Origin of the sequence: Streptomyces chiangmaiensis, assembly GCF_036281785.1 — a bacterium.
Taxonomy (GTDB): domain Bacteria; phylum Actinomycetota; class Actinomycetes; order Streptomycetales; family Streptomycetaceae; genus Streptomyces; species Streptomyces chiangmaiensis.
In genome coordinates this window covers 55,539-79,241 of sequence record NZ_JAYWVC010000002.1, presented here as the reverse complement: position 1 = coordinate 79,241, position 23,703 = coordinate 55,539, and the positions used below count along the sequence as shown (strand labels likewise).

The 23,703-nt window shown below is 70.7% G+C and carries 21 protein-coding genes and 1 riboswitch; of the genes, 14 read left to right on the top strand and 7 right to left on the bottom strand.

The window, feature by feature from the left end:
* Positions 1-32 precede the first annotated feature (32 nt).
* A complete protein-coding gene (locus tag VXC91_RS01170) occupies positions 33-1,730 on the top strand; it encodes a flavin monoamine oxidase family protein (RefSeq protein ID WP_329504423.1) in 1,698 nt (565 codons plus the stop codon).
* Positions 1,731-1,799: 69 nt separating this feature from the next.
* On the opposite strand, the gene VXC91_RS01165 is transcribed toward VXC91_RS01170, so the two are convergent.
* From VXC91_RS01165 to VXC91_RS01155, 3 genes are all read right to left on the bottom strand, one after another.
* Positions 1,800-2,729: an LLM class F420-dependent oxidoreductase gene (locus tag VXC91_RS01165; RefSeq protein ID WP_329504422.1), complete on the bottom strand. Its 930-nt coding sequence runs from the start codon at positions 2,727-2,729 to the stop codon at positions 1,800-1,802.
* 89 nt (positions 2,730-2,818) lie between these two features.
* The gene (locus VXC91_RS01160) at positions 2,819-3,493 is read right to left on the bottom strand and encodes a DUF5995 family protein (RefSeq protein WP_329504420.1); all 675 of its coding nucleotides are present in this window, start codon (positions 3,491-3,493) and stop codon (positions 2,819-2,821) included.
* 131 nt (positions 3,494-3,624) lie between these two features.
* Entirely contained in the window at positions 3,625-5,055 is a 1,431-nt protein-coding gene (locus VXC91_RS01155; RefSeq protein ID WP_329504419.1) for a uracil-xanthine permease family protein, read from the bottom strand.
* Between the two features lie 122 nt (positions 5,056-5,177).
* On the opposite strand from VXC91_RS01155, the gene VXC91_RS01150 reads away from it, so the two are divergent.
* Together VXC91_RS01150 and VXC91_RS01145 are read left to right on the top strand one after the other, a co-directional pair.
* Positions 5,178-6,452 (top strand): alginate lyase family protein, encoded by a 1,275-nt coding sequence (locus tag VXC91_RS01150; RefSeq protein ID WP_329504417.1) that lies wholly within the window; start codon positions 5,178-5,180, stop codon positions 6,450-6,452.
* Between the two features lie 98 nt (positions 6,453-6,550).
* Positions 6,551-7,009: an acyl-CoA thioesterase gene (locus tag VXC91_RS01145; protein ID WP_329504416.1), complete on the top strand. Its 459-nt coding sequence runs from the start codon at positions 6,551-6,553 to the stop codon at positions 7,007-7,009.
* On the opposite strand, the gene VXC91_RS01140 is transcribed toward VXC91_RS01145, so the two are convergent.
* The gene (locus VXC91_RS01140) at positions 6,969-8,186 is read right to left on the bottom strand and encodes an MFS transporter (RefSeq protein WP_329504415.1); all 1,218 of its coding nucleotides are present in this window, start codon (positions 8,184-8,186) and stop codon (positions 6,969-6,971) included. The genes VXC91_RS01145 and VXC91_RS01140 overlap by 41 nt on opposite strands.
* Before the next feature lie 122 nt (positions 8,187-8,308).
* Between VXC91_RS01140 and VXC91_RS01135 the strand changes: the two genes are divergently transcribed.
* Positions 8,309-9,583, top strand: coding sequence for an ROK family transcriptional regulator (locus VXC91_RS01135; protein ID WP_329504414.1), 1,275 nt, complete (start codon positions 8,309-8,311; stop codon positions 9,581-9,583).
* 17 nt (positions 9,584-9,600) lie between these two features.
* On the opposite strand, the gene VXC91_RS01130 is transcribed toward VXC91_RS01135, so the two are convergent.
* On the bottom strand, positions 9,601-10,356 hold the full coding sequence (locus VXC91_RS01130) for an SDR family oxidoreductase (protein ID WP_329504413.1): 756 nt from the start codon (positions 10,354-10,356) through the stop codon (positions 9,601-9,603).
* 504 nt (positions 10,357-10,860) lie between these two features.
* Positions 10,861-10,991, top strand: a riboswitch (FMN riboswitch).
* A gap of 149 nt (positions 10,992-11,140) precedes the next feature.
* On the opposite strand from VXC91_RS01130, the gene VXC91_RS01125 reads away from it, so the two are divergent.
* From VXC91_RS01125 to VXC91_RS01085, 9 genes are all read left to right on the top strand, one after another.
* Positions 11,141-11,743, top strand: a complete 603-nt coding sequence (locus VXC91_RS01125; RefSeq protein ID WP_329504411.1) for a riboflavin synthase — start codon at positions 11,141-11,143, stop codon at positions 11,741-11,743.
* On the top strand, positions 11,740-12,384 hold the full coding sequence (pnuC, locus tag VXC91_RS01120; RefSeq protein WP_329504409.1) for a nicotinamide riboside transporter PnuC: 645 nt from the start codon (positions 11,740-11,742) through the stop codon (positions 12,382-12,384). The genes VXC91_RS01125 and pnuC overlap by 4 nt, the downstream gene beginning before the upstream one ends.
* Positions 12,381-13,727, top strand: coding sequence for a bifunctional 3,4-dihydroxy-2-butanone-4-phosphate synthase/GTP cyclohydrolase II (locus VXC91_RS01115; protein ID WP_329504407.1), 1,347 nt, complete (start codon positions 12,381-12,383; stop codon positions 13,725-13,727). Before pnuC ends, VXC91_RS01115 begins: the two co-directional genes overlap by 4 nt.
* 19 nt (positions 13,728-13,746) lie before the next feature.
* Positions 13,747-14,232 (top strand): 6,7-dimethyl-8-ribityllumazine synthase, encoded by a 486-nt coding sequence (gene ribH, locus VXC91_RS01110; protein WP_329504406.1) that lies wholly within the window; start codon positions 13,747-13,749, stop codon positions 14,230-14,232.
* 34 nt (positions 14,233-14,266) lie between these two features.
* Positions 14,267-14,539, top strand: coding sequence for a phosphoribosyl-ATP diphosphatase (locus tag VXC91_RS01105; RefSeq protein WP_132853542.1), 273 nt, complete (start codon positions 14,267-14,269; stop codon positions 14,537-14,539).
* A 53-nt stretch (positions 14,540-14,592) separates the two neighbouring features.
* Complete coding sequence (gene hisG / locus VXC91_RS01100; protein ID WP_329504405.1) at positions 14,593-15,441, top strand: ATP phosphoribosyltransferase; 849 nt, start codon at positions 14,593-14,595, stop codon at positions 15,439-15,441.
* Positions 15,442-15,455: 14 nt separating this feature from the next.
* Positions 15,456-15,911, top strand: a complete 456-nt coding sequence (locus tag VXC91_RS01095) for a PH domain-containing protein (protein ID WP_329504404.1) — start codon at positions 15,456-15,458, stop codon at positions 15,909-15,911.
* A gap of 225 nt (positions 15,912-16,136) precedes the next feature.
* A complete protein-coding gene (locus VXC91_RS01090; RefSeq protein ID WP_329504403.1) occupies positions 16,137-17,474 on the top strand; it encodes a hemolysin family protein in 1,338 nt (445 codons plus the stop codon).
* Complete coding sequence (locus VXC91_RS01085) at positions 17,471-18,547, top strand: hemolysin family protein (RefSeq protein WP_329504402.1); 1,077 nt, start codon at positions 17,471-17,473, stop codon at positions 18,545-18,547. The genes VXC91_RS01090 and VXC91_RS01085 overlap by 4 nt, the downstream gene beginning before the upstream one ends.
* Before the next feature lie 115 nt (positions 18,548-18,662).
* Here VXC91_RS01085 and VXC91_RS01080 read toward each other — a convergent pair whose 3' ends face one another.
* The gene (locus VXC91_RS01080; protein WP_329504400.1) at positions 18,663-20,519 is read right to left on the bottom strand and encodes an AAA family ATPase; all 1,857 of its coding nucleotides are present in this window, start codon (positions 20,517-20,519) and stop codon (positions 18,663-18,665) included.
* 433 nt (positions 20,520-20,952) lie between these two features.
* Complete coding sequence (locus VXC91_RS01075; RefSeq protein ID WP_329504514.1) at positions 20,953-21,573, bottom strand: uridine kinase family protein; 621 nt, start codon at positions 21,571-21,573, stop codon at positions 20,953-20,955.
* Between the two features lie 716 nt (positions 21,574-22,289).
* On the opposite strand from VXC91_RS01075, the gene VXC91_RS01070 reads away from it, so the two are divergent.
* The gene (locus VXC91_RS01070) at positions 22,290-23,648 is read left to right on the top strand and encodes a peptidase C39 family protein (RefSeq protein ID WP_329504398.1); all 1,359 of its coding nucleotides are present in this window, start codon (positions 22,290-22,292) and stop codon (positions 23,646-23,648) included.
* Positions 23,649-23,703: the final 55 nt, after the last annotated feature.

The following is a 23,703-nucleotide window of genomic DNA, read 5'->3' as shown; positions in this document are numbered from 1 at the left end:
AGAGTTCTTTCCGCGCAAGGAGTCCGTACCCCATGACGTCCACGGTGCCCAACGCCGTCCAGCGTGCAGACGAGCAGCAGCCGCCGATCACCATGTTCGGGCCGGACTTCCCCTTCGCGTACGACGACTTCCTCGCCCACCCGGCGGGCCTCGGCCAGATCCCGGCGACCGAGCACGGAACCGAGGTGGCGGTCATCGGCGGCGGCCTGTCCGGCATCGTGGCCGCCTACGAGCTGATGAAGATGGGCCTCAAGCCCGTCGTGTACGAGGCCGACGAGATCGGCGGCAGGCTGCGCACCGTCGGCTTCGAGGGCTGCGATCCGTCGCTGACCGCCGAGATGGGGGCCATGCGCTTCCCGCCGTCCTCCACGGCCCTGCAGCACTACATCGATCTGGTGGGCCTCGAGACCAAGCCGTTCCCCAACCCGCTGGCCGAGGCGACCCCGTCGACCGTCGTCGATCTGAAGGGCGAGAGCCACTACGCGGAGACGCTCGGCGATCTGCCGCAGGTGTACCGCGATGTGGCCGACGCGTGGAACGCCTGTCTGGAGGAGGGCGCCGACTTCTCCGACATGAACCGGGCCATGCGCGAGCGCGACGTGAAGCGCATCCGGGAGATCTGGTCCAGGCTCGTCGAGAAGCTCGACAACCAGACCTTCTACGGCTTCCTCTGCGACTCCGAGGCCTTCAAGTCCTTCCGGCACCGCGAGATATTCGGTCAGGTCGGCTTCGGCACCGGTGGCTGGGACACGGACTTCCCCAACTCCATCCTGGAGATCCTGCGCGTCGTCTACACCGAGGCCGACGACCACCACCGCGGTATCGTCGGCGGCTCCCAGCAGCTGCCGCTGCGCCTGTGGGAGCGCGAGCCGCAGAAGATCGTGCACTGGCCTCACGGCACGTCCCTGCAGTCCCTGCACGACAGCGGCGAGCCGCGCCCCGCCGTGACCCGGCTGCACCGCACCGCCGGCAACCGGATCACCGTCACCGACGCGAAGGGCGACATCCGCACCTACCGGGCGGCAATCTTCACGGCTCAGTCCTGGATGCTGCTGTCCAAGATCGCCTGTGACGACGCGCTGTTCCCGATCGACCACTGGACGGCGATCGAGCGCACGCACTACATGGAGTCCAGCAAACTCTTCGTGCCCGTGGACCGGCCGTTCTGGCTGGACAAGGACGAGGAGACCGGCCGTGACGTGATGTCGATGACGCTCACCGACCGGATGACCCGTGGCACCTATCTGCTGGACGACGGCCCCGACCGGCCGGCCGTGATCTGTCTGTCGTACACCTGGTGCGACGACAGCCTGAAGTGGCTGCCGCTGTCCGCGAACGAGCGGATGGAGGTCATGCTGAAGTCGCTCGGCGAGATCTACCCGAAGGTCGACATCAGGAAGCACATCATCGGCAACCCGGTCACGGTCTCCTGGGAGAACGAGCCCTACTTCATGGGTGCGTTCAAGGCGAACCTGCCCGGTCACTACCGCTACCAGCGGCGCCTGTTCACGCACTTCATGCAGGACGGGCTGCCCGCCGAGAAGCGTGGCATCTTCCTCGCCGGCGACGACATCTCCTGGACGGCCGGCTGGGCGGAGGGCGCCGTGCAGACCGCGCTCAACGCCGTGTGGGGCGTCATGCACCACTTCGGTGGTGAGACCGACCCGACCAACCCCGGTCCCGGCGACGCGTACGACGAGATCGCGCCGGTGGAGCTGCCGGAGGACTGAGGCGGCGGGTTCATCGGGCGCACAGGGGCGGGCGGCCGGATCCCGGCCGCCCGCCCGCCGGCGTGCCGGTCAGACGCCGGCGGCCCGCGCCGTCGTGATCAGCGCCGCCGCCACGTCCTTGAGTTCCTCCGCGTCCCGCGTCGATGTCTGCAGGTCGATGAGGATCTCGTCGAGCCCCACCGCGGCGTGGGCCACGAGGTCCGCCACGATCTGGTCGACATCGCCCTGGAAGGGAGCGCGGTCCGCGCCGTCGTACGCCTTGGCGGAGTAGGAGGCGTTGGCGCGCAGCACGGTCTGCAGCGGCGTCGCCCGGCCCCGCTCGGCGGCCAGGTCCTGCAACTCGCGCCACTGTGCGGCGATCCGGTCGGCGCCCAGGCCCACCGGGAGCCAGCCGTCGGCCTTGTCGACGAGCCGCCGCTGGGCTCTCTTGTTGGTCGCGGCCAGCAGGATCGGGATCGGCCGGGCGGGCTTGGGTGCGACGGCCGCGGACGAGATCTTGGTGAGCGTGCCCTCGTAGGAGACCGGGTCCGCCCCCCAGACCGCGCGGCAGACGTCGATCACCTCGTCCAGGGCCTTGCCGCGCTCCTCGAAGGGGCGAACCGCGGCGGCCGCGTACTCGTCCAGGGACCAGCCCGTGCCCAGGCCCGCCACCACCCGGCCGCCGGCCGCCGCGTCCAGGGTGGCGAGCGCCTTGGCGAGCTGGAAGGGCATGTGCAGGGGGGCCACCAGCACACTCGTCCCGAGCCTGGCGCGGTGCGTGGCCGCCGCGGCCAGCGTGAGCGTCACCAGCGGCTCGGCCACCCCGCGGTAGCCTTCCGGCCAGGGCAGTCCCTCGATGCCGTACAGGCCCTGGGAGGACGCCAGGGGGAACAGGGCCCGCTCGTACACCCACAGGCTCTCGTAGCCCATCTCCTCGGCGGCTCGTGCCACGTCGGGCACGTCGCGTCCGATGTCGTACTGCTTGTTCTGGGGGAGACCGAGTCCGAGCCGGGTCGCCATACCTGTTGCTCCTTCGCCTTGGATGCCGCTGGTTCAACGTACGTCTGGTGGGCGGGAGTTGCCTGTGCGACAGATGAGAACCGGCCGGGTCATCCGGGCAGCGGTGTGAGCAGGATCCGGCTCGCGAATCCCACCGCCGCGTCCAGCCGGCCCGCGAACTCCTCCGTCAGATCCGGAAGTTCCCGCAACGCCCACAGGGCGCGCGCCGCGGACCAGGCGGCCTCACGGGCCCGCTCCAGGCTCCAGGCGCCGATCAGATGGGTGAGGGGGTCGGCGACCTGGAGCAGATCGGGACCGGGCATCAGATCCTCTCGGATGTGTTCCTCCAACGAGAGGAGGACGTCGCCCACGCGGTCGAACTCGTCCTCGACATCAGCCGGTTCGCAGCCGAGCGCACGACAGGAGTCGACGACGGCGAGCGCGAGGTCGTGCCCGATGTGCGCGTTGATGCCCGCGAGCGCGAACTGCACCGGCCGTACCCCCGGATGGCGCCGGAACTGGAACAACGGCCGCCAGCAGGCGGGTCGGGGCCCCTCCTCGGCGACGGACAGATATCGCTCGGCGAACCGGACGTCCAGCGTGCTCGCGGCCTGTCTGTCCGGGAATTCCCCGGCGTCCAGACGGCGGTCGACCTCCTCGGTGACGGCGAGGTAGACGCGGTTGAAGACCGCGACGCCGTCGTGCTCGGGCCAGGCCTCGTCGAGCGCGCGCATGCGTGAGACGACCGTGTCCACTTCGATCGTGAACTGCTCCAACCGCACCATGGGGGCAGAGTCCCAGGCCGGAGCCGACCGGGGTGCGATCGCCCCGCGGGCTTCCCCGGAACGGGGGAACGCGCCGGTGGTCCGGGTGGGGGACAGGGGCGGGCGGCACGGCACGGGCTTGCCCGGGGTGGCTATGAGCCGGCGCGCTGGTCCGCGTCCCGGGCGGCGGCGTCCTCGCGGCCTTTCTCGTCCCCCTCGTCGTATGACGACGTCCCCGAGTCCAGGAGAGGCGCCTGCGTCTTGAGGTGGGCGGGAGCCATCGCCCGCAGCGCGTGATAGCCGGTGATGACGACCAGCGTGCCCAGCGCGATGCCGCTCAGCGAGAAGGTGTCGGTGAACTTCAGGCTGACGTTGCCGACGCCGATGATGATGCCTGCCGCGGCGGGGACCAGGTTCAGCGGATTGCGCAGGTCCACCTTGGAGTTGATCCAGATCTGCGCGCCGAGCAGGCCGATCATGCCGTACAGGATGACGGTGATGCCGCCGAGCACCCCGCCGGGGATCGCGGCCACGACGGCCCCGAACTTGGGGCAGATGCCGAAGAGCAGGGCGAAGCCCGCAGCGGCCCAGTATGCGGCGGTCGAGTAGACGCGGGTGGCCGCCATGACGCCGATGTTCTCGGAGTACGTCGTGTTGGGCGGGCCGCCGACCGCGGTCGAGAGCATGGAGGCGACGCCGTCGGCGGAGATGGCCGTGCCCAGCTTGTCGTCCAGTGGGTCCCCGGTCATCTCGCCGACCGCCTTGACGTGTCCCGCGTTCTCCGCGACGAGGGCGATCACCACGGGCAGGGCGACCAGCACCGCGGACCACTGGAAGGACGGTCCGTGGAAGTGGGGCAGACCGATCCAGTCCGCCTTGCCGACGCCCGACAGGTCGAGGCGCCAGTGGTCGGTGAGCCTGCCGCCGGAGTCCACCGAGTGGATCTTCCCGAAGATCCGGTCGCACACCCACGAGATCCCGTATCCGAAGACCAGCCCGAGAAAGATCGCGATTCGGGACCAGAAGCCGCGCAGGCACACCAAGGTCAGACCTGTGAACAGCATGACCAGCAGTGCGGTCCACTGGTCCTGCGGCCAGTACGTCGACGCGGTCACCGGCGCGAGGTTGAACCCGATCAGCATGACGACCGCGCCGGTCACGATCGGCGGCATCGTCGCGTGGATGATCCGTGCCCCGAACCGCTGGACCGCGAGGCCCACGACGAACAGCGCCACGCCGACGACGAACACCGCTCCGGTCACGGTCGCGCTGGTGCCGCCCTGCGCCCTGATCACCGCGGCGACGCCCACGAAGGAGAGCGAGCAGCCGAGGTAACTGGGCACCCGGCCGCGGGTCGCCAGAAGGAAGATGACGGTCGCGACGCCCGACATCATGATCGCGAGGTTGGGGTCGAGACCCATCAGTACGGGCGCTACGAAACTCGCCCCGAACATGGCCACGACGTGCTGCGCACCGAGCCCGACCGTGCGGGGCCAGGAGAGCCGTTCGTCGGGGCGGACGACCGCTCCGGGCGCGGGCGTGTGCCCGTCTCCGTGCAGCTTCCAGCGCACGCCGAGATCCATGGTGACGCTTCGCTTTCTCTGTACGTGAAGAACTGTCCGAACCATTGTCAGGTGCACCAGGCAGTCCTACGCTCACACGGTCCCACTCATGAACTGCGTTCACATGTCTGATCGGAGCCTCGATGAGTGCACGACCCCGTCCGGCCGTTCTGCTCGCCGCCGCGACCGCCTTCGCGGCCGTCGCAGTCGCCGGCTTACCCACCGCCTCCGCCCATGCGGCACCGAAGGCCCCCAGAACCGCCGTCCTCGACGGCACCCGGCTGCAGCAGACCAGAATCCGGCTGGACCACGGGGACCCCCGGCTGAGCGCCGCGCTCAAGGACCTGACCGAGCGCGCCGATGCCTGGCTCGACCAGGGCCCCTGGACGGTCGTCGACAAGCCGAGGCCGGCGCCCGGCGGCGACCTCCACGACTACCTCAGCCAGGCCCCGTACTGGTGGCCCACGCAGCCGAAGACCGCCGACAACCCCTGGGGCTGCCCCTACGAGCAGCGCGACGGGCAGCGCAATCCCGAGGTCGACACCGGCACCGACCGCCAGGACGTGGAGAAGGTGTTCGACTCCACCTACGACCTCTCGCTGGCCTGGTACTACACCGGCAGGAAGCAGTATGCGCAGAAGGCCGCCCAGGTCCTGCGCACGTGGTTCCTCGATCCGGCGACGAAGATGAATCCCGACCTGGACCACGGGCAGTTCATCCCGTGCAGGTACGACGGCCGCGCTATCGGGATCATCGACTTCTCCCAGTCCTACACCAGCGTCCTGGACGCGATCGCCATCCTGAACACCGGCGCTCCCGGCTGGTCCAAGGCCGACCGTTCGGGGATGCACGACTGGAACGTCGCCTTCCGTACCTGGCTGACGGACGGCGCCTTCGGCAAGGAGGAGAGCGCCGCCGAGAACAACCACGGCACGTTCTACGACATGCAGTTGGCCGCCCTGGCGTACGCGACCGGGGACGAGCAGCTCGCCCGGCGGACGGTGCTCGACGCACGCGCCAAGCGCATCGACCCGCAGATCGCCGGCGACGGCAGCCAGCCGCAGGAGCTCAGCCGGACGCGCAGTTGGCACTACTCGACCTTCGACCTGGTGGCGTACACGCGGCTCGCGGCCATCGGCCGGCACATCGGCGTGAACCTGTGGGCCCATCAGGGGCCGGACGGCCAGAGCCTGTTCAAGGCGGTCGACTTCCTGCTGCCCGCCGCGACCGGCGCCGCGTCCTGGCCGTACCCGGAGCTGGAGTTCCACCGGTACGCGGCGACCGATGTCGTCCACGCGGCGGCGGACGCGGGTGACGCGCGCGCCCGTGAGGCGGTACGGCTGCTGGAGGCCCCTCCCGGCGGGGACCTGTGGGCGCTGCGGCCCGCCGCCGAGCAACTGGACTCGATCGCGGGCTGACCCCCGGGCGGGGCATCCTGAGCGACCGCTTACCATGGGCCTGTCCAGCGCCGCGGTGTCGCGAGCGCCTCACCAGGCCAGATCGAGGAGCCCCGCCCGTGACCGCCGAAGCCCAGGCCGCGCCCGTCCTGTCGTACGGACGGCTGATCCCCGTCGCCGTCCACTTCGACGACCTCGACGCGCTCGGCCTGCTGCACAACGCCCGCTACCCCGTCATGGTCGAGCGCGCCTGGACCGTCCTGTGGCACGAGCAGGGCTTCGGCTTCGAGGGTGACTGGGAGGCGGCGGGAGACTTCTGCAACGCGGTCAAGGAGCTGCGGATCACCTACGAGGCCCCGGTGAACAAGCCGGGCGCGTACGCCGTGCACCTGTGGCTCGAGCGCCTCGGCAACACCGGCCTCACGTATGGGTTCCGGTTCTGCTCGGCCGACGGAGCGGTGACGTACGCGCACGGCACCCGGGTCCTGGTCCGCCTCGACGCGGCGACCCTGCGCCCCACGTCGTGGAGCGAGCGGTTCAGGGCCGTGGGTCGGGAACTGCTGCGCTTGCCGGACTGACCGTCGGCCGATCCCGGTCGCCCGCCCGGAGCACCCCCGCGAACACGGCGAGCCCGCACGCCAGTGCCGTCACCAGCCCGAACGACACCACGAGGCTGGTCGCCTGGGCCAGACCGCCGATCGCGCTCGGCGCAACGAGCCCCGAGGTGTACGTGATGGTCGCGACACCGGCGATGGCCTGACTGGGGTTCGGTCCGCTACGGCCGGCCGCGGCGAAGCACAGCGGCACGACGACCGCGATGCCGAGGCCCATCAGCGCGAACCCGGTCATCGCCACGACCGGATGGCCGGCCACGATGATCAGTAGGCCACCGAGGACGGCCAGGACGCCGCCCGCCCGCACGGTGCGCACCGAGCCGAACCGGTCCACCACCCTGTCGCCCGCGACCCGGGCGACGGCCATGGTGAGCGTGAAGCCCGTCGTGCACGCGGCCGCGAGCCCGGCGGAGGTGTCCAACTGGTGCCGCAGGTACACGGCGGACCAGTCCAGGCTCGCGCCCTCCGCGAACACCGCGCAGAACCCGATCGCGCCGATCAGCAGCGCCGACTTCGGCGGCAGGGCGAACCGGGGCGGCGGCTCCTCGTCCTCGGCGGGCTGCAGGTCGAGCACCCAGGTGCAGGCGACCAGCCCCAGCACGGTCAGGACCGCGGCAGCCAGGGTGTGGTGCACTCGGGCATCCGAGCCGAAGTGCGCGGCGAGCGTGCCGGCCGCGGAACCGATCAGGGCGCCCGCGCTCCACATGCCGTGCAGACCGGACATGATCGACCGTCCGAGCCGATTCTCGATCTCCACACCGAGGGCGTTCATCGCGACGTCCGCCATGCCCGCCGAGGCACCGTAGACGAACAGAGCCAGACAGAGCGTGAGGAGGTTGGGCGCGAGGGACGGCAGGATCAGGGAGAGCGTCCACAGGGCGATCAGGCCGCGCAGGGCGTTGCGGGCACCGAAGCGGTGGCTGATGCCGCCCGCGAGCGGCATCGCCACGGAGGCGCCGAGCGCGGGGAAGGCCAGCGCCAGGCCGAGCTGCCCCGCGCCGAGAAAGGCGTGGTCCTGGATCCACGGCACGCGGGTCGCGAACGAGCCGGTGACGGCTCCGTGCACGGCGAAGACCGCCGCCACGGCGTACCGCGCCCGCCTCACCTCCCGCATGGGGTAGACCTTCTCCACCACGCTCATCGTCGCCCCTCCCCGGCTGTGCCCGCCCTGCTGCCCGCCCGCGTAAACTATCAGGAACCCTACCTGATAGATAAGGACCAGGGGGCCCGTGAAGGGCCCCGCCGATCTGGAAGGATCCCGGCATGCCCGCATCTCCTAGCACCGCCCGGGTTATCAACGACCGGCTGGCCCTGCGGCTGCTGCAGCAGGAGGGCCCCCTGACGGCAGGGCAGTTGAAGCAGTTCACCGGCCTGTCCCGGCCCACGGTCGCCGACCTCGTCGAGCGGCTCACCGCGGCCGGACTGGTCGCGGTGGTGGGGGAGTCGGGCGAGCAGCGGCGCGGTCCGAACGCACGGCTGTACGGGATCGTCGCCGACCGCGCCCACCTCGCGGCCCTTGACGTGCGCACGGAGGGCGTCTCCGTCCTCGTGGCGGATCTGCTCGGCGGGGTCCTCGCCGAGGCGTCGGTGCCGATCGGCGGCGACACCGGAACGGGACCGGCGGTCGAGCAGGCCGTCGCGCTGGTGGAAAGCGCCGCGAAGGAGGCGGGTGCCGCGCCGCTCCACACGGTGGGGATCGGAGCGCCTGGTCTCATCGACCCCGCCACCGGCGAACTCCGAGACTCCTCCGGACTGCCGGAGTGGCACCGCCGTCTGGTCACCGCGCTCCACGAGAGGTTGCCCGCGCGTGTGATCGTGGAGAACGAGACCAACCTCGCCGCCCTGGCCGAGCAGCGCGAGGGCGCCGCACGCGACCGTGACACCTTCGTGCTGCTGTGGCTCGGGCACGGTACGGGGGCGGCCGTGGTGCTGGACGGCGCGCTGCGCCGCGGCGCCTCGGGCGGCACCGGCGAGATCGGCTTCCTGCCGGTCCCGGGCACCAGGACGCTGCCGTCGGCGACGGACTGCGAAGGCGGCTTCCACTCTCTGGCGGGGTCGGGGGCCATCGCGCAACTGGCGGGGGAATACGGACTGTTCACCGGGGACACCGGGGGCGAGCCGCAGGCGGCGGTGCTCGTGCGACGGGCGGTGGAGGCGGTCACCAGGAGCGAGGCGGCGGCCGTGGCGCCCGCTGCGGAGGCCGTCCGGGCCACTGCGGCGGGCGCCGGCCGGCCGGCATCGGACCTGAGGCCCGAGGAAGCCCGGCGATTCCTCGACGCCCTGGCCGACCGGCTCGCGATCGGTGCCGCCTCCCTCGCCGCCATCCTCGACCCCGGGTGCGTGGTGCTCGGCGGCGAGGTCGGCCAGGCAGGCCAGGACGTGCTCGCCGCACGCGTCGAGGCGCGGCTCGCGCGGATGTCACCGCTGGTCACCGAGGTGCGCGCCGGCGTCCTGGGCGGTGGCGCCGTACTGCGCGGTGCGTTGCTGACCGCACGGGACGGCGCACAGGACGAAATCTTCGCGCCCCCGGCGAGATAAGCGGCCGCTCCGTGCGGTCAGCCGCGTTCTTGGCTTTCGAACCGCTGCGCGAGGTGGTCCTCGAACGTCTCCTTCCCCACCGCCCGCTCCGGCGCGAGATGCCCGCCCGCGCGGAATGCGCGGTAGGTCTTGCCCGGCAGCGGCACGCTCACCACCGAGCGCCGCCGGCCCGTCGCCTTCAGGTACGCCCGGGCCAGTGACGCGAACGTCCGCACCTCGGGGCCGCCCATGTCCGCGACCCGCCCCGCGGGCGCGCCCTGCGCCAGTTCGGCCAGCCGGTCCGCCACCTCCGCGACCTCGACGGGCTGATCCGCGACGCCGGCCGGCAGCAGCATGACCGGCAGCTTGGACAGTGCGCCGAACAACTGCACGGGCAGGTCGTGGAACTGTGTCGCGCGCAGCACGGTCCAGCCGAGGCCCGACTCCTCCGTCAGCCGCTCCACAGCGAGCTTGGTCCGGTAGTAACCGAGCGGCACACGGTCGACCCCGACGATCGAGATGTAGATCAGATGGCCCACGCCCGCCCGGCGCGCGGCCGCGATCAGATTGGCGGCCGCCTTCTCGTCGCCACCGCGCGGCGTGGTCGCGCAGTGCACGATCGTGTCCACGCCCGAGACGGCCGCGTCCAGGCCACTGCCGCCCCGGATCAGATCGACGGCGTACTGCGGTGCGTGCCGGGACAGGGCGCGCACCTCGTGCCCGCCGTCCCGCAGCCGCTCGGTGACGAGCCGGCCGAGGGTTCCGGTGGCTCCGGTCACCAGGATCGTGGTCATGCTGTTCAGTCCCTTCGGACGCGCGGCGCTCCCTCATGGAGCGCTCGTCACCGGTTACGACCGGTCGACCGCCACGAAAAGTGACATGACACGGCGAACCGGCGAGTCGCCGCTCGAGGCACTCGAGTCTGTCCGGGGCCCCCCGCACGCACGCGAGAACCCGTCGTGTCGTGGATCCCTCGAGGGAGACGAACCCGGCCACTTCGGACGCCGTGCCGGAGGCCCGGCGGCGGGGCAAGGGCCTCCGTCACCGCCGCCGGACCGCTCGTGGACGGCGCACCGCACCGGGACCGCCGACCCTAGGAGGACTAGACCATACGGGTCAATAGGTATGGACCAATTGTCAACTATCCCTCATCGACCGAGAGTTGTCCCTTGCCGCGGCGTATGCGGGCCTCGCGCGGCCGGAGCGGGAAGTCCAGTATGTGAACCTGTGAGGCACCACACAGCGGTTCACCCGCTTGGCGGTCGATCAGGCGTGGCACACTGATGCTGTACCAGAAGCAGCGCACTCCGGGGTCGGTGAAAGTCCGAACCGGCGGTTATAGTCCGCGACCCGGTCGCTTCCAGCGGCCGGTTGACCAGGTGGAATTCCTGGACCGACGGTTAAAGTCCGGATGGGAGGCAGTGCGCGGCGGGCGGGCATGCGTGCGCGCCGCCGTATTCGGTTCGTCCCGATGGACGAACTCCGTCCGGCGTCGTCCCAGTGTCCTCGTCCGCGGTCTGCTGTCGTTCTCGACAGTCCCCGGAGTCCGTGCCCGATCGTGGCAGGAGGACCCGGGAAGTGTTCACCGGAATCGTCGAAGAGCTGGGTGAGGTCACCGCCGTCGAGAAACTCGGCGATTCCTCCCGATTCCGGCTCCGCGGACCCGTCGTCACCGAAGGCGCTCAGCACGGTGACTCCATCGCCGTCAACGGCGTGTGTCTCACGGTCGTGAAGCACGAGGGCGACGAGTTCACCGCCGACGTCATGGCGGAGACCCTGAACCGCTCCAGCCTCGGGGCCCTCACGGTCGGTTCCCGCGTCAACCTCGAGCGCCCCACCGCCGTCGGCGCGCGTCTCGGCGGGCACATCGTGCAGGGTCATGTCGACGGCACCGGCACGGTCCTGGAGCGCAAGCCCTCCGAGAACTGGGAGCTCGTCACCATCTCGCTCCCGGGGGACCTCGCCCGCTATGTGGTCGAGAAGGGCTCGATCACCGTGGACGGCATCAGCCTCACCGTCGTCGAGGCGGGCGCCGACCGCTTCTCCGTCAGCCTCATCCCGACGACCCTGGGCCTGACCACGCTCGGCACCAAGCAGCCCGGCGACCCGGTCAACCTCGAGGTCGACATCATCGCCAAGTACGTCGAGCGCTTGCTGGCCGGTCAGGGGGCCCCCGAGTGAACTGGCTCAACTCGGAGGCGTTCCCCGTCTTCGGCCAGCACATCAAGTGGTCGGACATGATCGGCAATGTGATCGGTCTGATCGCCCTCGCCTTCGGCTGGCGACGCTCCATATGGAGCTGGCCGGTGCAGTTCCTGTCCGGCCTCATCCTCTTCGCCGCGTTCGCCACGGCCCACCTCTCCGGCAGCGCCGGCAAGCAGGTCGTCGTCATGGTCGTCGCCGTCTACGGCTGGTGGCAGTGGAACCGCGGCAAGAGACAGGGGGACGACGGCCATGTCGCCGTGCGGTTCGCCACCTGGCGCGAGCGGGTGACCCTGCTCGGCGCCGCGGCCGTGGGCACGCTCGCGATGGCGAGCCTGTTCACCGCCTACCCGTCGTTGTCGTGGGACCCGTGGCCGGACGCGTACATCTTCGTCGGCACGATCGTCGCCATGTACGCCCAGGCGCGCGGCATGGTCGAGTTCTGGTTCGCCTGGCTCCTCGTGGACGCCGTCGGCGTCCCGCTGAACTTCGCCAACGGCTTCGCATTCTCCGGATTCGTCTACGTCATCTACGGCGCGCTCGTCCTGTGGGGCATGCGCGACTGGTGGCTGCGCTCCCGCAGGGCAGGGCAGCCCGTCCTGGAAGGAGCCGCGGCATGAGCACCGCACCGGTCCTGTACAGCACGGACAACATCGAGGACTTCGCGCTCGACCCGGTCGAGCGGGCCATCGCCGACATCGCGGCCGGCCGGCCGGTCGTGGTCGTCGACGACGAGGACCGGGAGAACGAGGGCGACCTGGTCATCGCCGCCGAGAAGGTCACTCCGGAGATCGTCGCCTTCATGATGAGCGAGTGCCGCGGTCTGATCTGCGCGCCCATGGAGGGCGACGAACTCGACCGCCTCGAACTCCCGCAGATGGTCGACCACAACACCGAGTCGATGCGCACCGCGTTCACCGTGTCCGTCGACGCGAGCGGGGCCCACGGCGTGACCACCGGTATCTCCGCGTCCGACCGGGCCACCACGCTGCGTCTGCTGGCCGGGGGAGAGGCGGGCCCCGGCGACTTCGTCCGCCCGGGCCACATCTTCCCGCTGCGGGCCAGGCCCGGCGGTGTGCTCGTCCGCAACGGCCACACCGAGGCGGCCGTCGACCTCGCCCGGCTCGCCGGGCTGCGGCCGGCCGGCGCGATCGTGGAGATCGCCGGCGAGGACGGCCACATGCTCCGGCTGCCGGAACTCATTCCGTTCGCCCGCAAGCACGGTCTGACGATCATCTCCATCGAGGACCTGGTCGCCTACCGGCGCTCCCCCAAGCTCTCGGCTCCGCTCGAGACGGGGAAGCCCGGCGAACAGGTCGCGCCCCCGTCCGAGCCCGCCGTCCGCCGCGAGGCCGAGGTGCGCCTTCCCACCGCCTTCGGCGAGTTCACCGCGTACGGATACCGGTCCACCGTGGACGGTGTCGAGCACATCGCCCTCGTCCACGGCGAGATCGGCGACGGCGAGGACGTTCTGGTCCGCGTTCACTCCGAATGCCTCACCGGAGACGTCTTCCACTCCCTACGCTGCGACTGCGGCCCCCAGCTGGAGGCCTCCCTGGAGCGCGTCCAGGCGGAAGGCAGGGGAGTGGTGGTCTATCTGCGCGGCCACGAAGGGCGCGGTATCGGGCTGATGTCCAAGCTGCGCGCGTACGAACTCCAGGAGCGCGGTCGCGACACCCTGGACGCCAACCTGGAGCTGGGTCTGCCCGCGGACGCCCGCGACTACGCCGCCGGCGCCCGGATCCTGGCGGACCTCGGCGTGCGCAGCGTGCGTCTGATGACGAACAACCCCGACAAGACCGAGGCTCTGCTCCGGCACGGCCTCGAAGTCACCCGGCGCGAGCCGATGCCCGTACAGGCGGGCGAGCACAACCTCCGTTACCTGCGCACCAAGCGGGACCGGATGGGGCACGACCTGCCCTGGCTGGACGCGACCGCCGTGTCCGCCTGCGGCAACCAGTAAGAGAGCACTGAGGAGAGACGTGAGCGGCAAGGGTGCACCGGAACTGTCCGTACGCAACGCGAGCGATCTGCGGGTCGCCGTCATCGCGGCACAATGGCACGACAAGGTGATGGACGGACTGGTGGACGGCGCAATGCGCGCCCTCCACGAGTTGGGGATCGACGAGCCGACCCTGCTGCGGGTACCCGGCAGTTTCGAGCTCCCGGTCTCCGCCAAGGTCCTCGCGGGCCGCGGCTACGACGCCATCGTCGCCCTCGGGGTGGTCATCCGCGGTGGCACCCCACACTTCGACTACGTGTGCCAGGGAGTCACCCAGGGCCTGACCCAGGTCTCCGTCGAGACCGGCGTCCCCGTCGGCTTCGGTGTCCTCACCTGTGACACCGAGGAGCAGGCCCTGGATCGCGCCGGCCTGGAGGGCTCCAACGAGGACAAGGGACACGAGGCGGTGACGGCGGCGGTGGCCACGGCCTGCACACTCCGCTCGGTGTCCGAGCCCTGGCACTGAGATACCGCCCGGAGCGCGTAGGGTAAGGACCACCATGTCCAAGAAGACGTTCGAGGAGCTCTTCACCGAGCTCCAGCACAAGGCCGTCCATGGCGATCCCGCCACCTCCCGCACCGCAGAGTTGGTCGGCAAGGGCGTCCACGCCATCGGCAAGAAGGTCGTCGAGGAGGCCGCGGAGGTCTGGATGGCCGCCGAGTACGAGGGCAAGGAGGCGGCCGCCGAGGAGATCTCCCAGCTCCTGTACCACGTCCAGGTGATGATGGTGGCGCGCGGGATCTCCCTGGACGACGTCTACGCCCATCTCTGAGCCGTAAACCGAACATCTGCACACCCCACGCACGAACGAAGGAAACCGACCTCATGCTGCGCATCGCCGTCCCCAACAAGGGTTCACTGTCCGGCCCTGCGGCGGAGATGCTGCATGAGGCCGGTTATCAACAGCGCAGGGAGTCGAAGGAGCTCAGGATCGTCGACCCGGAGAACGAGGTGGAGTTCTTCTACCTCCGCCCCCGCGACATCGCGATCTATGTGTCCTCCGGCCGTCTCGACATCGGCATCACCGGCCGGGACCTGCTCATCGACTCCGGCGCCAACGCCGAGGAGATCCTGCCGCTGGGCTTCGCCCGCTCCACCTTCCGATTCGCCACCAAGCCCGGCACCGCCGGCGGCGTCGAGGACCTCGTGGGCAGGACGGTCGCCACCTCCTACGAGGGCATCGTCGCCAAGCACCTTGCCGACAAGGGCGTCGACGCCGCCGTCGTCCACCTGGACGGCGCCGTCGAGACCGCCATCGAGCTCGGCGTCGCCGAGGTCATCGCCGACGTGGTCGAGACCGGCACCTCGCTGCGCAACGCCGGTCTCGAGGTCATCGGTGAGCCGATCATGAAGTCCGAGGCGATCGTCGTCCGCCGGACCGGCGCCGACGCCGAGGAGCCCAAGGTCCAGCAGTTCCTGCGCCGCCTCCAGGGCGTCCTGGTGGCCCGGACGTACGTGATGATGGACTACGACTGCCGCGTCGAGCAGCTCGACAAGGCGGTCGCGCTCACTCCGGGCCTGGAGTCCCCGACCGTGTCGCCGCTGCACAACGAAGGCTGGGTCGCCGTTCGGGCGATGGTCCCGGCCAAGGAGGCGCAGCGGATCATGGACGACCTCTACGCCATCGGGGCCCGTGCCATCCTGACCACGGCCATCCACGCCTGCCGCCTCTGAGGGACCGTACGACGATGCCGGACCTGCCTACCCTTCCCGTGACCTTCCGGCCGGGGCGCACCCGGGCCGTGCTGCTGAGCGCCGGTGTGGCGATCTTCGTGGTCATCACCGTGGTGGCGATGCTCCTGGAGCAGCTCAGCCCCGGGGAGCGCCTCAGCTTCATCCTGACGGCGGCCGTCCTCTTCGGAGTCCTGCTGCTGCTCGCCCGGCCCAAGGTCGTCGCGGACGAGTCCGGGGTCACCGTCGTCAACATCGCCAGCCGCCGTCATCTGCACTGGGCGGAGATCGTGCAGGTGAATCTGCGTCCGGGGGACCCGTGGGTGTTCCTCAACCTGAGCGACGGCACGAGTCTGCCCGCTCTCGGCATCCAGCCGGGCATCGCCAAAGAGCGCGCGATCGAGGACGCGCGTACGCTCCGGGCGCTCGCCGAGGCCCGCTCCGCGGTCGACCCCGGGCGACATCACAGCTGACTCGGAGCCGTCCGCCCTGCCGCACAAGCCGGAGTCTTGACTAATCTGGTGACAGAGGCGCCCCCGAGGCGCCTCCGCCCCTGAGGTTCCGCCCGGTGCTCAGGGGCTCCTGCTACCCGAGGAGTGACTCCCTCCGGCGATGGACGGATCGTCCTGTAGTACCTGCGCCGCCCCCTGCCGACATAGCGCGGACCGTGTCCGCGTGAACGCGGAGGTGGCGGCATCATGACCATCCCCCTGCTGCTCCTGGGGGCGGCGTTCGTGCTGATCCTGGCCAACGGATTCTTCGTCGCGGCCGAGTTCGGGCTCGTGACGGTCGAGCGGCCCGACGCCGAGAAGGCCGCCGCCGAGGGCGACCGACGGGCCCGCACGGTCGTCGAGTCGCTCAGCGAGCTGTCCTTCCAGCTCTCCGGCACCCAGCTCGGCATCACCATCACCTCGCTCGTCGTCGGCATGCTCGCCGAGCCTGCGCTGGCGGACCTGCTGCACGGCCCGTTCGCCATGCTCGGCATCCCCGAGGGCGCCGTTTCCGGCGTCGCCGTGGTCGTGGGCATGTTGCTGGCCTCGGCCGCACAGATGGTGATCGGCGAACTCGTCCCCAAGAACTGGGCCGTGTCCCGGCCGCTCCAGGTCGCGCGCTTCGTCGCCGGCCCGCAGCACCTCTTCTCACGGCTGTTCCGGCCGGTGATCGCGGCCCTCAACGCGGTCGCCAACCGGCTGGTGCGCGCCCTGGGTGTCGAGCCCGCCGAGGCGCTGGCCTCCGCCCGCACCCCCGATGAGCTCGTCTCCCTGGCCCGGCATTCGGCGCAGGCCGGAGCGCTGGAACAGGACACGGCGGACCTGTTCGTACGAACGCTGTCTTTGGGCGAGCTGACCGCCCAGCACGTGATGACCCCACGGGTGAAGGTGAGCGCGCTGCAGTCGTCCGCAACCGCGGAGGACGTGGTCAATCTGACCCGTGCCACCGGACTGTCGCGCTTCCCCGTCTACCGGGAGAAGATCGACGAGATAGTCGGCATGGTGCACCTGAAGGACGCCCTCGCGGTGCCCTCGCGCGATCGGCTGCACACCCCCGTCACCCGGATCGCCCAAGCGCCGCTGCTCGTTCCGGAGACGCTGCCCGTGCAGCCCCTCCTCGACCGGCTGCGCAGCGAGCAGCCCATCGCCGTCGTCGTCGACGAGTACGGCGGAACGGCGGGCGTCGTCACGCTGGAGGACATCGTCGAGGAGCTCGTCGGCGAGGTGCGGGACGAGCACGACGGGCTGGACCTGCCCGAACTCGCCGTCGCGCCGTCCGAGGACGGGCGCCCGGCGTGGGATGCCGACGGCAGCTGCCGGGTCGACATTCTGCAGCGCATAGGCATCGATGTGCCGGAGGGGCCGTACGAGACGGTGGCGGGACTCGTCGCCGACCTTCTCGGCCGGATCCCCGCCCCCGGTGACCGGGCCGAGCTGCCGGGCTGGCGGCTCACGGTGCGCCAGGTGGGGCACTACCGCGCGGAGCGGGTCAGGCTCGTGAAGCTGACGGACACCCCCGTGCCGGCCGCGGAGGCGGTGCGATGAGCGTGCTGCAACTCGTCTTCGCCGCGCTGCTGGTCCTGGCGAACGGGTTCTTCGTCGGCGCCGAGTTCGCGCTCGTGTCCGTGCGGCGCAGCCAGATCGAGCCGCTCGGGATCGCACGGGCCCGGCAGGTGCTGTACGGACTCGAGCGGCTGCCGCAGATGATGGCCGCGGCCCAGTTCGGCATCACCGTGTGCTCGCTGACGCTGGGCGCCGTCGCCGAACCGACGGTGGCGCATCTGCTCGAGCCGCTGTTCGAAGCGGCGCACATCCCCGACGGGATGGTGCACCCGCTCGGCTATGTGGTCGCGCTCGCAGCCGTCGTCTTCTTTCACCTGGTGATCGGCGAAATGGTGCCGAAGAACCTGGCGATGGCGGCACCGGAGAAAGCCGCGCTGTGGCTGAGCCCGGGCCTGGTGGCCTTCGCCCGGCTGTGCCGTCCGGTGACGATCGCGCTGAGCGCCTGCGCCAAGCTGATCCTCAAGCTGTTCCGGGTGGACCCGAAGGATGAGGTCGACTCGGTCTTCACCAGTGAGCAGCTCAACCAGCTGGTGGAGGATTCGGGTCAGGCGGGCCTGCTCGACCCCGAGGAGCAGGAGCGGCTGGAGGACGCCCTGGAGCTGGGGTCGCGCCCGGTGACGGACGTGCTCCTGGACCCGGTGTCCTTGGTCACCGTGGAACCTACGGTCACCCCCGGGGAGGTGGTGGCCCTCACCGCGCGCACGGGCTACTCGCGTTTCCCCGTCGTCGCGGCCAACGGCGCCGTCATGGGGTACCTGCACGTGAAGGACGTCCTCGATCTGGAGGAGTCCGAGCGGGCGGTGCCGCAGCAGTTGTGGCGCCCGATGACCACGCTCGCCGCGGAACTGCCGCTGGACGACGCGCTGACGGTGATGCGCCGGGCCGCCACCCATCTGGCCCAGGTGGCCGACGGCTCCGGCCGGGTGCTGGGCCTGGTCGCCCTGGAGGACGTACTGGAGCTGCTGGTGGGCGAGGTCAGGGACCCGGCGCACCGCGAGGCTCCGCCTCAGCCGCGGATGGCGGAACCTGAGCAGCGGGAGGCGGTACCCAGCTGATCGCGGTTCACCCGCGCCCCGACCGGGGCGCGGGTCCGCGTCTCCCCAGCCCTCCGCAGGGGCACCTGAACCGGTAATCACCGGTCGCCGGACCGACCGAGCCGTGTGGCGCTCCTCACAATCCCGGGGGATCCTGCGGTCCTCGGCCCGACAGCACCTCCCCGTACGCCTGCATGAGATCCGGCAGCCTCAGAGTCGACAGGTCCTCCCGGGACGGAGTCCCCGGGTACCCCGTCAGCCGCAGATCCCGGTACGCACAGCTCTTCTCGTACAGCGTTCGCAGGAACCGGCCGTTGCCGAGCTCGTCGATCCAGCCCTGGTCCACCACGTGACCGGCGATCGAGCGGAGCTCCTCCAAGGCCTCCTCGTCCCATACGTCGCCGTTCTCGGCGGCCAGGACCTCACCGATCGCGGTGAGTTCCAGCGGGCGGTACGAGGGGAAGTCGACGCGGGTCGTGAAGCGGGAGGACAGGCCGGGGTTGGCGGCCAGCAGACGGTCCATGCCCTCGGGGTAGCCGGCGAGGATCACCACCAGGTGGTCGCGGTTGTCCTCCGCCCGCTTCAGCAGCACCTGCAGCGCCTCGTCCCCGTACGCATCGCCCTTGCCGTAGCCAGAGTTGGACAGCGAGTACGCCTCGTCCACGAACAGCACGCCGCCGATCGCCGAGTCGATCAGCTCGTTCGCCTTCACGGCGGTCTGGCCCAGATACTCGCCGACCAGGTCGGCCCGCTGCGCCTCGACAAGATGATCGCCGCCGAGCAGGCCGAGGGCGTAGAAGACCCGGCCCAGGATCCGCGCCACCGTCGTCTTGCCCGTGCCCGAGGGACCGGAGAAGACGAAGTGCCGTTTGGGCGGCTGTACGGGCAAGCCCTGCCCGGCCCGCAGCCGGGCCATGTTCAGTTGCGCAGACAGCGCCTTGACCTGCCGCTTCACCGGCTCGAGACCGACCATGCGCTCCAGCTCGGCGAGTGCCTCCTCCAGCAGGGCCGGATCCGTCGGTCCGGTCGGCAGCGGCGGTGACGGCACGTTGGCCTTCTCGCGCACGAGGTCGCTCTGGGCCGGGAGCGCTCCGGGCGGCGGTTCGGGGTCCGACAGCTTCACGTCCCGGCCCTCGGCGCCGAACAGCGGATCGAGACCGTCCGGCCCGTCCAGCACGTCGCCGCCGCCGGCGAACGCCATCGCGGTCAGATCGGCCGACTCGTCGTAGCCGTCTCCCTCGGCGATCGCCGCGAGGCGCGCGGAGGTGTCCATGAAAGCCGGGTCCACCCGGTGCACCGCCCGGTACAGAGGCAGAGCGGCGGCGGAACGACCCGTGCCCTCGTGGGCACGGGCCAGCCAGTACCGCAGCTCCTTGCGCTGCGGCTGCTCGCTGCGGCAGCGCATCAGGGCGGCGGAGAGCAGCGGTTCGGCCTGTCCGAACGTCTCCAGGCGGACCCGGGCCATCCCCCCGAACAGGCCGGCCTCGATGCCGAGCATGGGGTCGTCGATCAGCGGATCGGTGTGCCGGACCAACTGCTCCCAGTCCTTGACCAGGTAGGCACGGCAGGCGTGCAGGAAGCGGACCTGAGGGTCGGTGTCGACGGGCGGCAGCCCGGCGAGGGCCCGGTCCAGCTCCGGGACATGGCGGCCGTCCAGCCAGTGCGAGGCGTGCGCGAGCAGCAGGTCGCGCGGGTTCTCCAGCACCGGTTGCACCCACCAGCCAAGCCAGTACCAGGAGTTGAGCGTGCGCCGATGCCGGGTCCGCTGCTCCCCGAAGCGGTCCCGGTGGCGGAACATGCGCAGCAGCGCGGTCGTCGTGTCGACGCGCAGCGCGTGCAACCCGAGCCAGCCGTCGGCCATCCCGGCATCCAGGCGGACCGCAGCGCGGAACTCCTCCTCCGCCTGGGGATAGGCGCCCATCGTGTAGGCGTCGACACCTCGCAGCCAGGCGAGGTCGGCCGGGGCCTCGGGGCCCCGCGAGCCGAAGTCCATCACGTCCCCCACAAACCGTGCCCCCGTTGGTTCACCGCCGGGCCTGTGCCCGCCGGCCGCATTGCTCGAACCGCTGTGCCGCTGACCGGAGTTGCAACGGTGCGCAGAGCAGTGTCCGATGGCCGCACCGAAAGGCATCGTACCTGCGGGGGAGTGGCGTACCGAAGGGTGCCGCACGGGCCGTTCGGCGAGGTGGGAGCAGACGGGGCACACGACGTGTGGTGACCGAGGGTGAGCGAATCACGTCTCCCAGCGCCCGGGCGAAGGTGTTCAGGGCAGAACGAAGCCCCCGATCACGGGGGAACAACCGGGGGCTTCGCGTCTGGCCGGCGGCTGCGAAAGCCGCACATTGAGAACGTAAGTCCTGTACGGCTCCCGGGTCAAGCCGACCTGGAGCACTCAAGAAAGTTCTCCCGCAAGGGTCTTCACGAGTTCAGCACACTGCCGATGGTTCGTCACTGTCGGTGAGGGACTGGTCCGGACCATCCCCCCTCTGGGGTCCCGGAAGCACCCCATACCCCTCATTTCTCTGGCACACCAGAAGATCGGCGAACGGGCGCGACGGGTCCTCCGTGAAGTGCCGTTGCTCAGCCTCGACCCATCCCGTCCAGAACGCCTTCTGCTCCTCGCCGTCCCGGGCCCGTCCCCGCGCCCAGGCCTCCTCGCGCGGCAGCTCCATCCACAGCAGCCGCGCCAGATGGGGGCGCAGGGCCCGGCGGCCGGCACCGACACCTTCGATCAGGATCAGGGGAGCGGGCGGGAGGGTCCGGGCCGGGCCGAAGCGCCGAGCGCGCCAGTCGTAAGGGCGATAGTGCGCCGTCTCGCCGCGGCCGAGCGGGTCGATCACCTCGCGCAGCAGCCGTTCCGTCCAGGCGAAGAGTTCCTCGTGTGTGGCGATGTCGTCGAGGCGCAGCACGGGGGCGCCGCCGAGCACGGCCGCCAACTCCGCGGCGAACGTGGACTTCCCGGAGCCCGCATGCCCGTCGACGCCGATGAGGCGGACGGGGCCGCAGGACGGGGGCAGCCGGCGCAGGCGCGACGCGACGGTTTGAATGTCGATTCCCTGGAGCGAGGAGGCATGGACATATTTCGGCGGAACATTCTAGGCGGGCCTCATGAGCCTCGGCCCGGGCGGGCGGAAGTGGATCCCGGGGGTGAGGCGCTCCACAGGAGCAGCTCTCACGCGCCCGTCGCGTCTGCGGTCTGCACCTGCCGGGACCGGCCTGACCCGCTCACCTCCTTCCCGGTGCCGCGATGACGGAGGTGGTGTCCGCCCGCCCGGCGAGCGGAGCGCTGTACTTCTCCGCCGGAAGACTCACCCCACGGCATCGGGCCGCCTGGTCCTGGTACAGGAGCTGTCACCAGCGGGAGCCGGGCATCGTCTCGTTCCGTCCCCGTACGCCGGTGAGAGCGGTCCGGCTCGCGGTCGCCTGCCCGCTCGCCCTGGTGCTGCCCGGTTGGGGGCCGGTCGGCTTCGGCAGGCCGGACGAGGTCGCGGCCATGGGCCTCGTCCGAAGGGTGCCGCGACTCCGGCATTGCCCCGGTCGACGGCTCGTCCCTCGGCACGTCACCCGGTCGGGCGGCGGGTCGCGGTCACGGTGATCGTGCCGGCCGGAGCCACGGCACCCCAGGTCATGCCAGTGGTCCAGTCCAATATTGGTAGGCGCGTCCCTGGTCGAAGTGCTGGCAGAAGTCCCCGGATGGCGGCCATAGTTGGCCCACACCGTGCGCCTGAATCGCTGCTTCCGGACAACTGGGGGTCACCCACCGATGACGAGAGCGTCAGAGCCGTCCCGCAGAGCCATCCTCACCGCGGCGGTCGCCGCGGCCGCCGCGACCGCCACCGCGGGCCCTGCGGCCGCGGCCGCCCCGGTCGGCGAGCCGACGAAAGCCTCCCCGAGCCTTGTGGACAACCGTGCCTGGACCTCGTACGCGGAGTGGCGGACCGGCTCCGCGCAGGGGGTCCGCGCCGTCCCGGGCCTTCGCCCCGGCGTCGTGATCTCCGCTCCCGCCGGCCGCACCGACTACACCGACCCGCACACGGGGACGACCACCTCGTGGGAGTACGCCACCTGGACCTCCCCGGTGCACGTTCTGTCGGTCCCGTCCACCGAGGCCATCGCCTCGTGGAACGCGCACACCCCGGCCGGCACCTGGCTCCAGGTCGAGCTGAAGGGCACCTACTCCGACGGCACGGACACCCCCTGGTACGTGATGGGCCGCTGGGCGGCCGGTGACCAGGACATCCGGCGGACCTCCGTCGACGACCAGTCCGACGGCAAGAGCGACATCTGGACCGACACCTTCGCCATCGCGGACGCCGCGTCGGGCCTGCGTCTGGCGGCGTATCAGCTGCGCCTGACGCTCTACCGCACGCCGGGCACCCAGCTCACCCCTGTGGTGTGGCGGCTCGGCGCCATGGGCTCGGCCGTCCCCGACCGCTTCACCGTCGCGGCCTCGACGCCCGGTCTCGCCAAGGAGCTGAGCGTCCCGCGGTACTCGCAGGAGATCCACAAGGGGCAGTACCCGGAGTACGACAACGGCGGTGAGGCCTGGTGCAGCCCCACCTCCTCGCAGATGATCATCGAGTACTGGGGCCGGAAGCTCACCCCCGAGCAGTTGTCCTGGGTCGACCCGTCCTACACCGACCCGCAAATCTGCCACGCCGCCCGGTTCACCTACGACCACCAGTACCAGGGCTGTGGCAACTGGCCCTTCAACGCGGCCTACGCGGCGACGTTCCAGGACCTCCAGGGTGTGGTCACCCGGCTGTCCTCGCTCAAGGACCTGGAGACGCTGATCGCGGCGGGCATCCCGGCCATAACGTCGCAGTCGTTCCTCAAGGAGGAGCTGACGGGGGCGGGCTACGGCACCTCCGGTCATCTGATGACCGTGATCGGGTTCACCGCCGACGGTGACGTGATCGCCAACGATCCGGCCTCGCCGAGCGACGCGGCGGTGCGCCGCGTCTACAAGCGGCGCGAATGGGAGAACATCTGGCTGCGGACCAAGCGGTACAACGCCACCGGCAAGGTCGTCTCCGGCACGGGCGGCGTCTGCTACCTGTACTTCCCCGCCCGTCTCACCGTGCGCCAGCGCACGGCGCTGGCGGCGGTGGGCGTCCGCTGACATCACGCGGACCCGGCCATGATCCAGGGGCCCCCGGGAAACCGGGGGTCCCTGC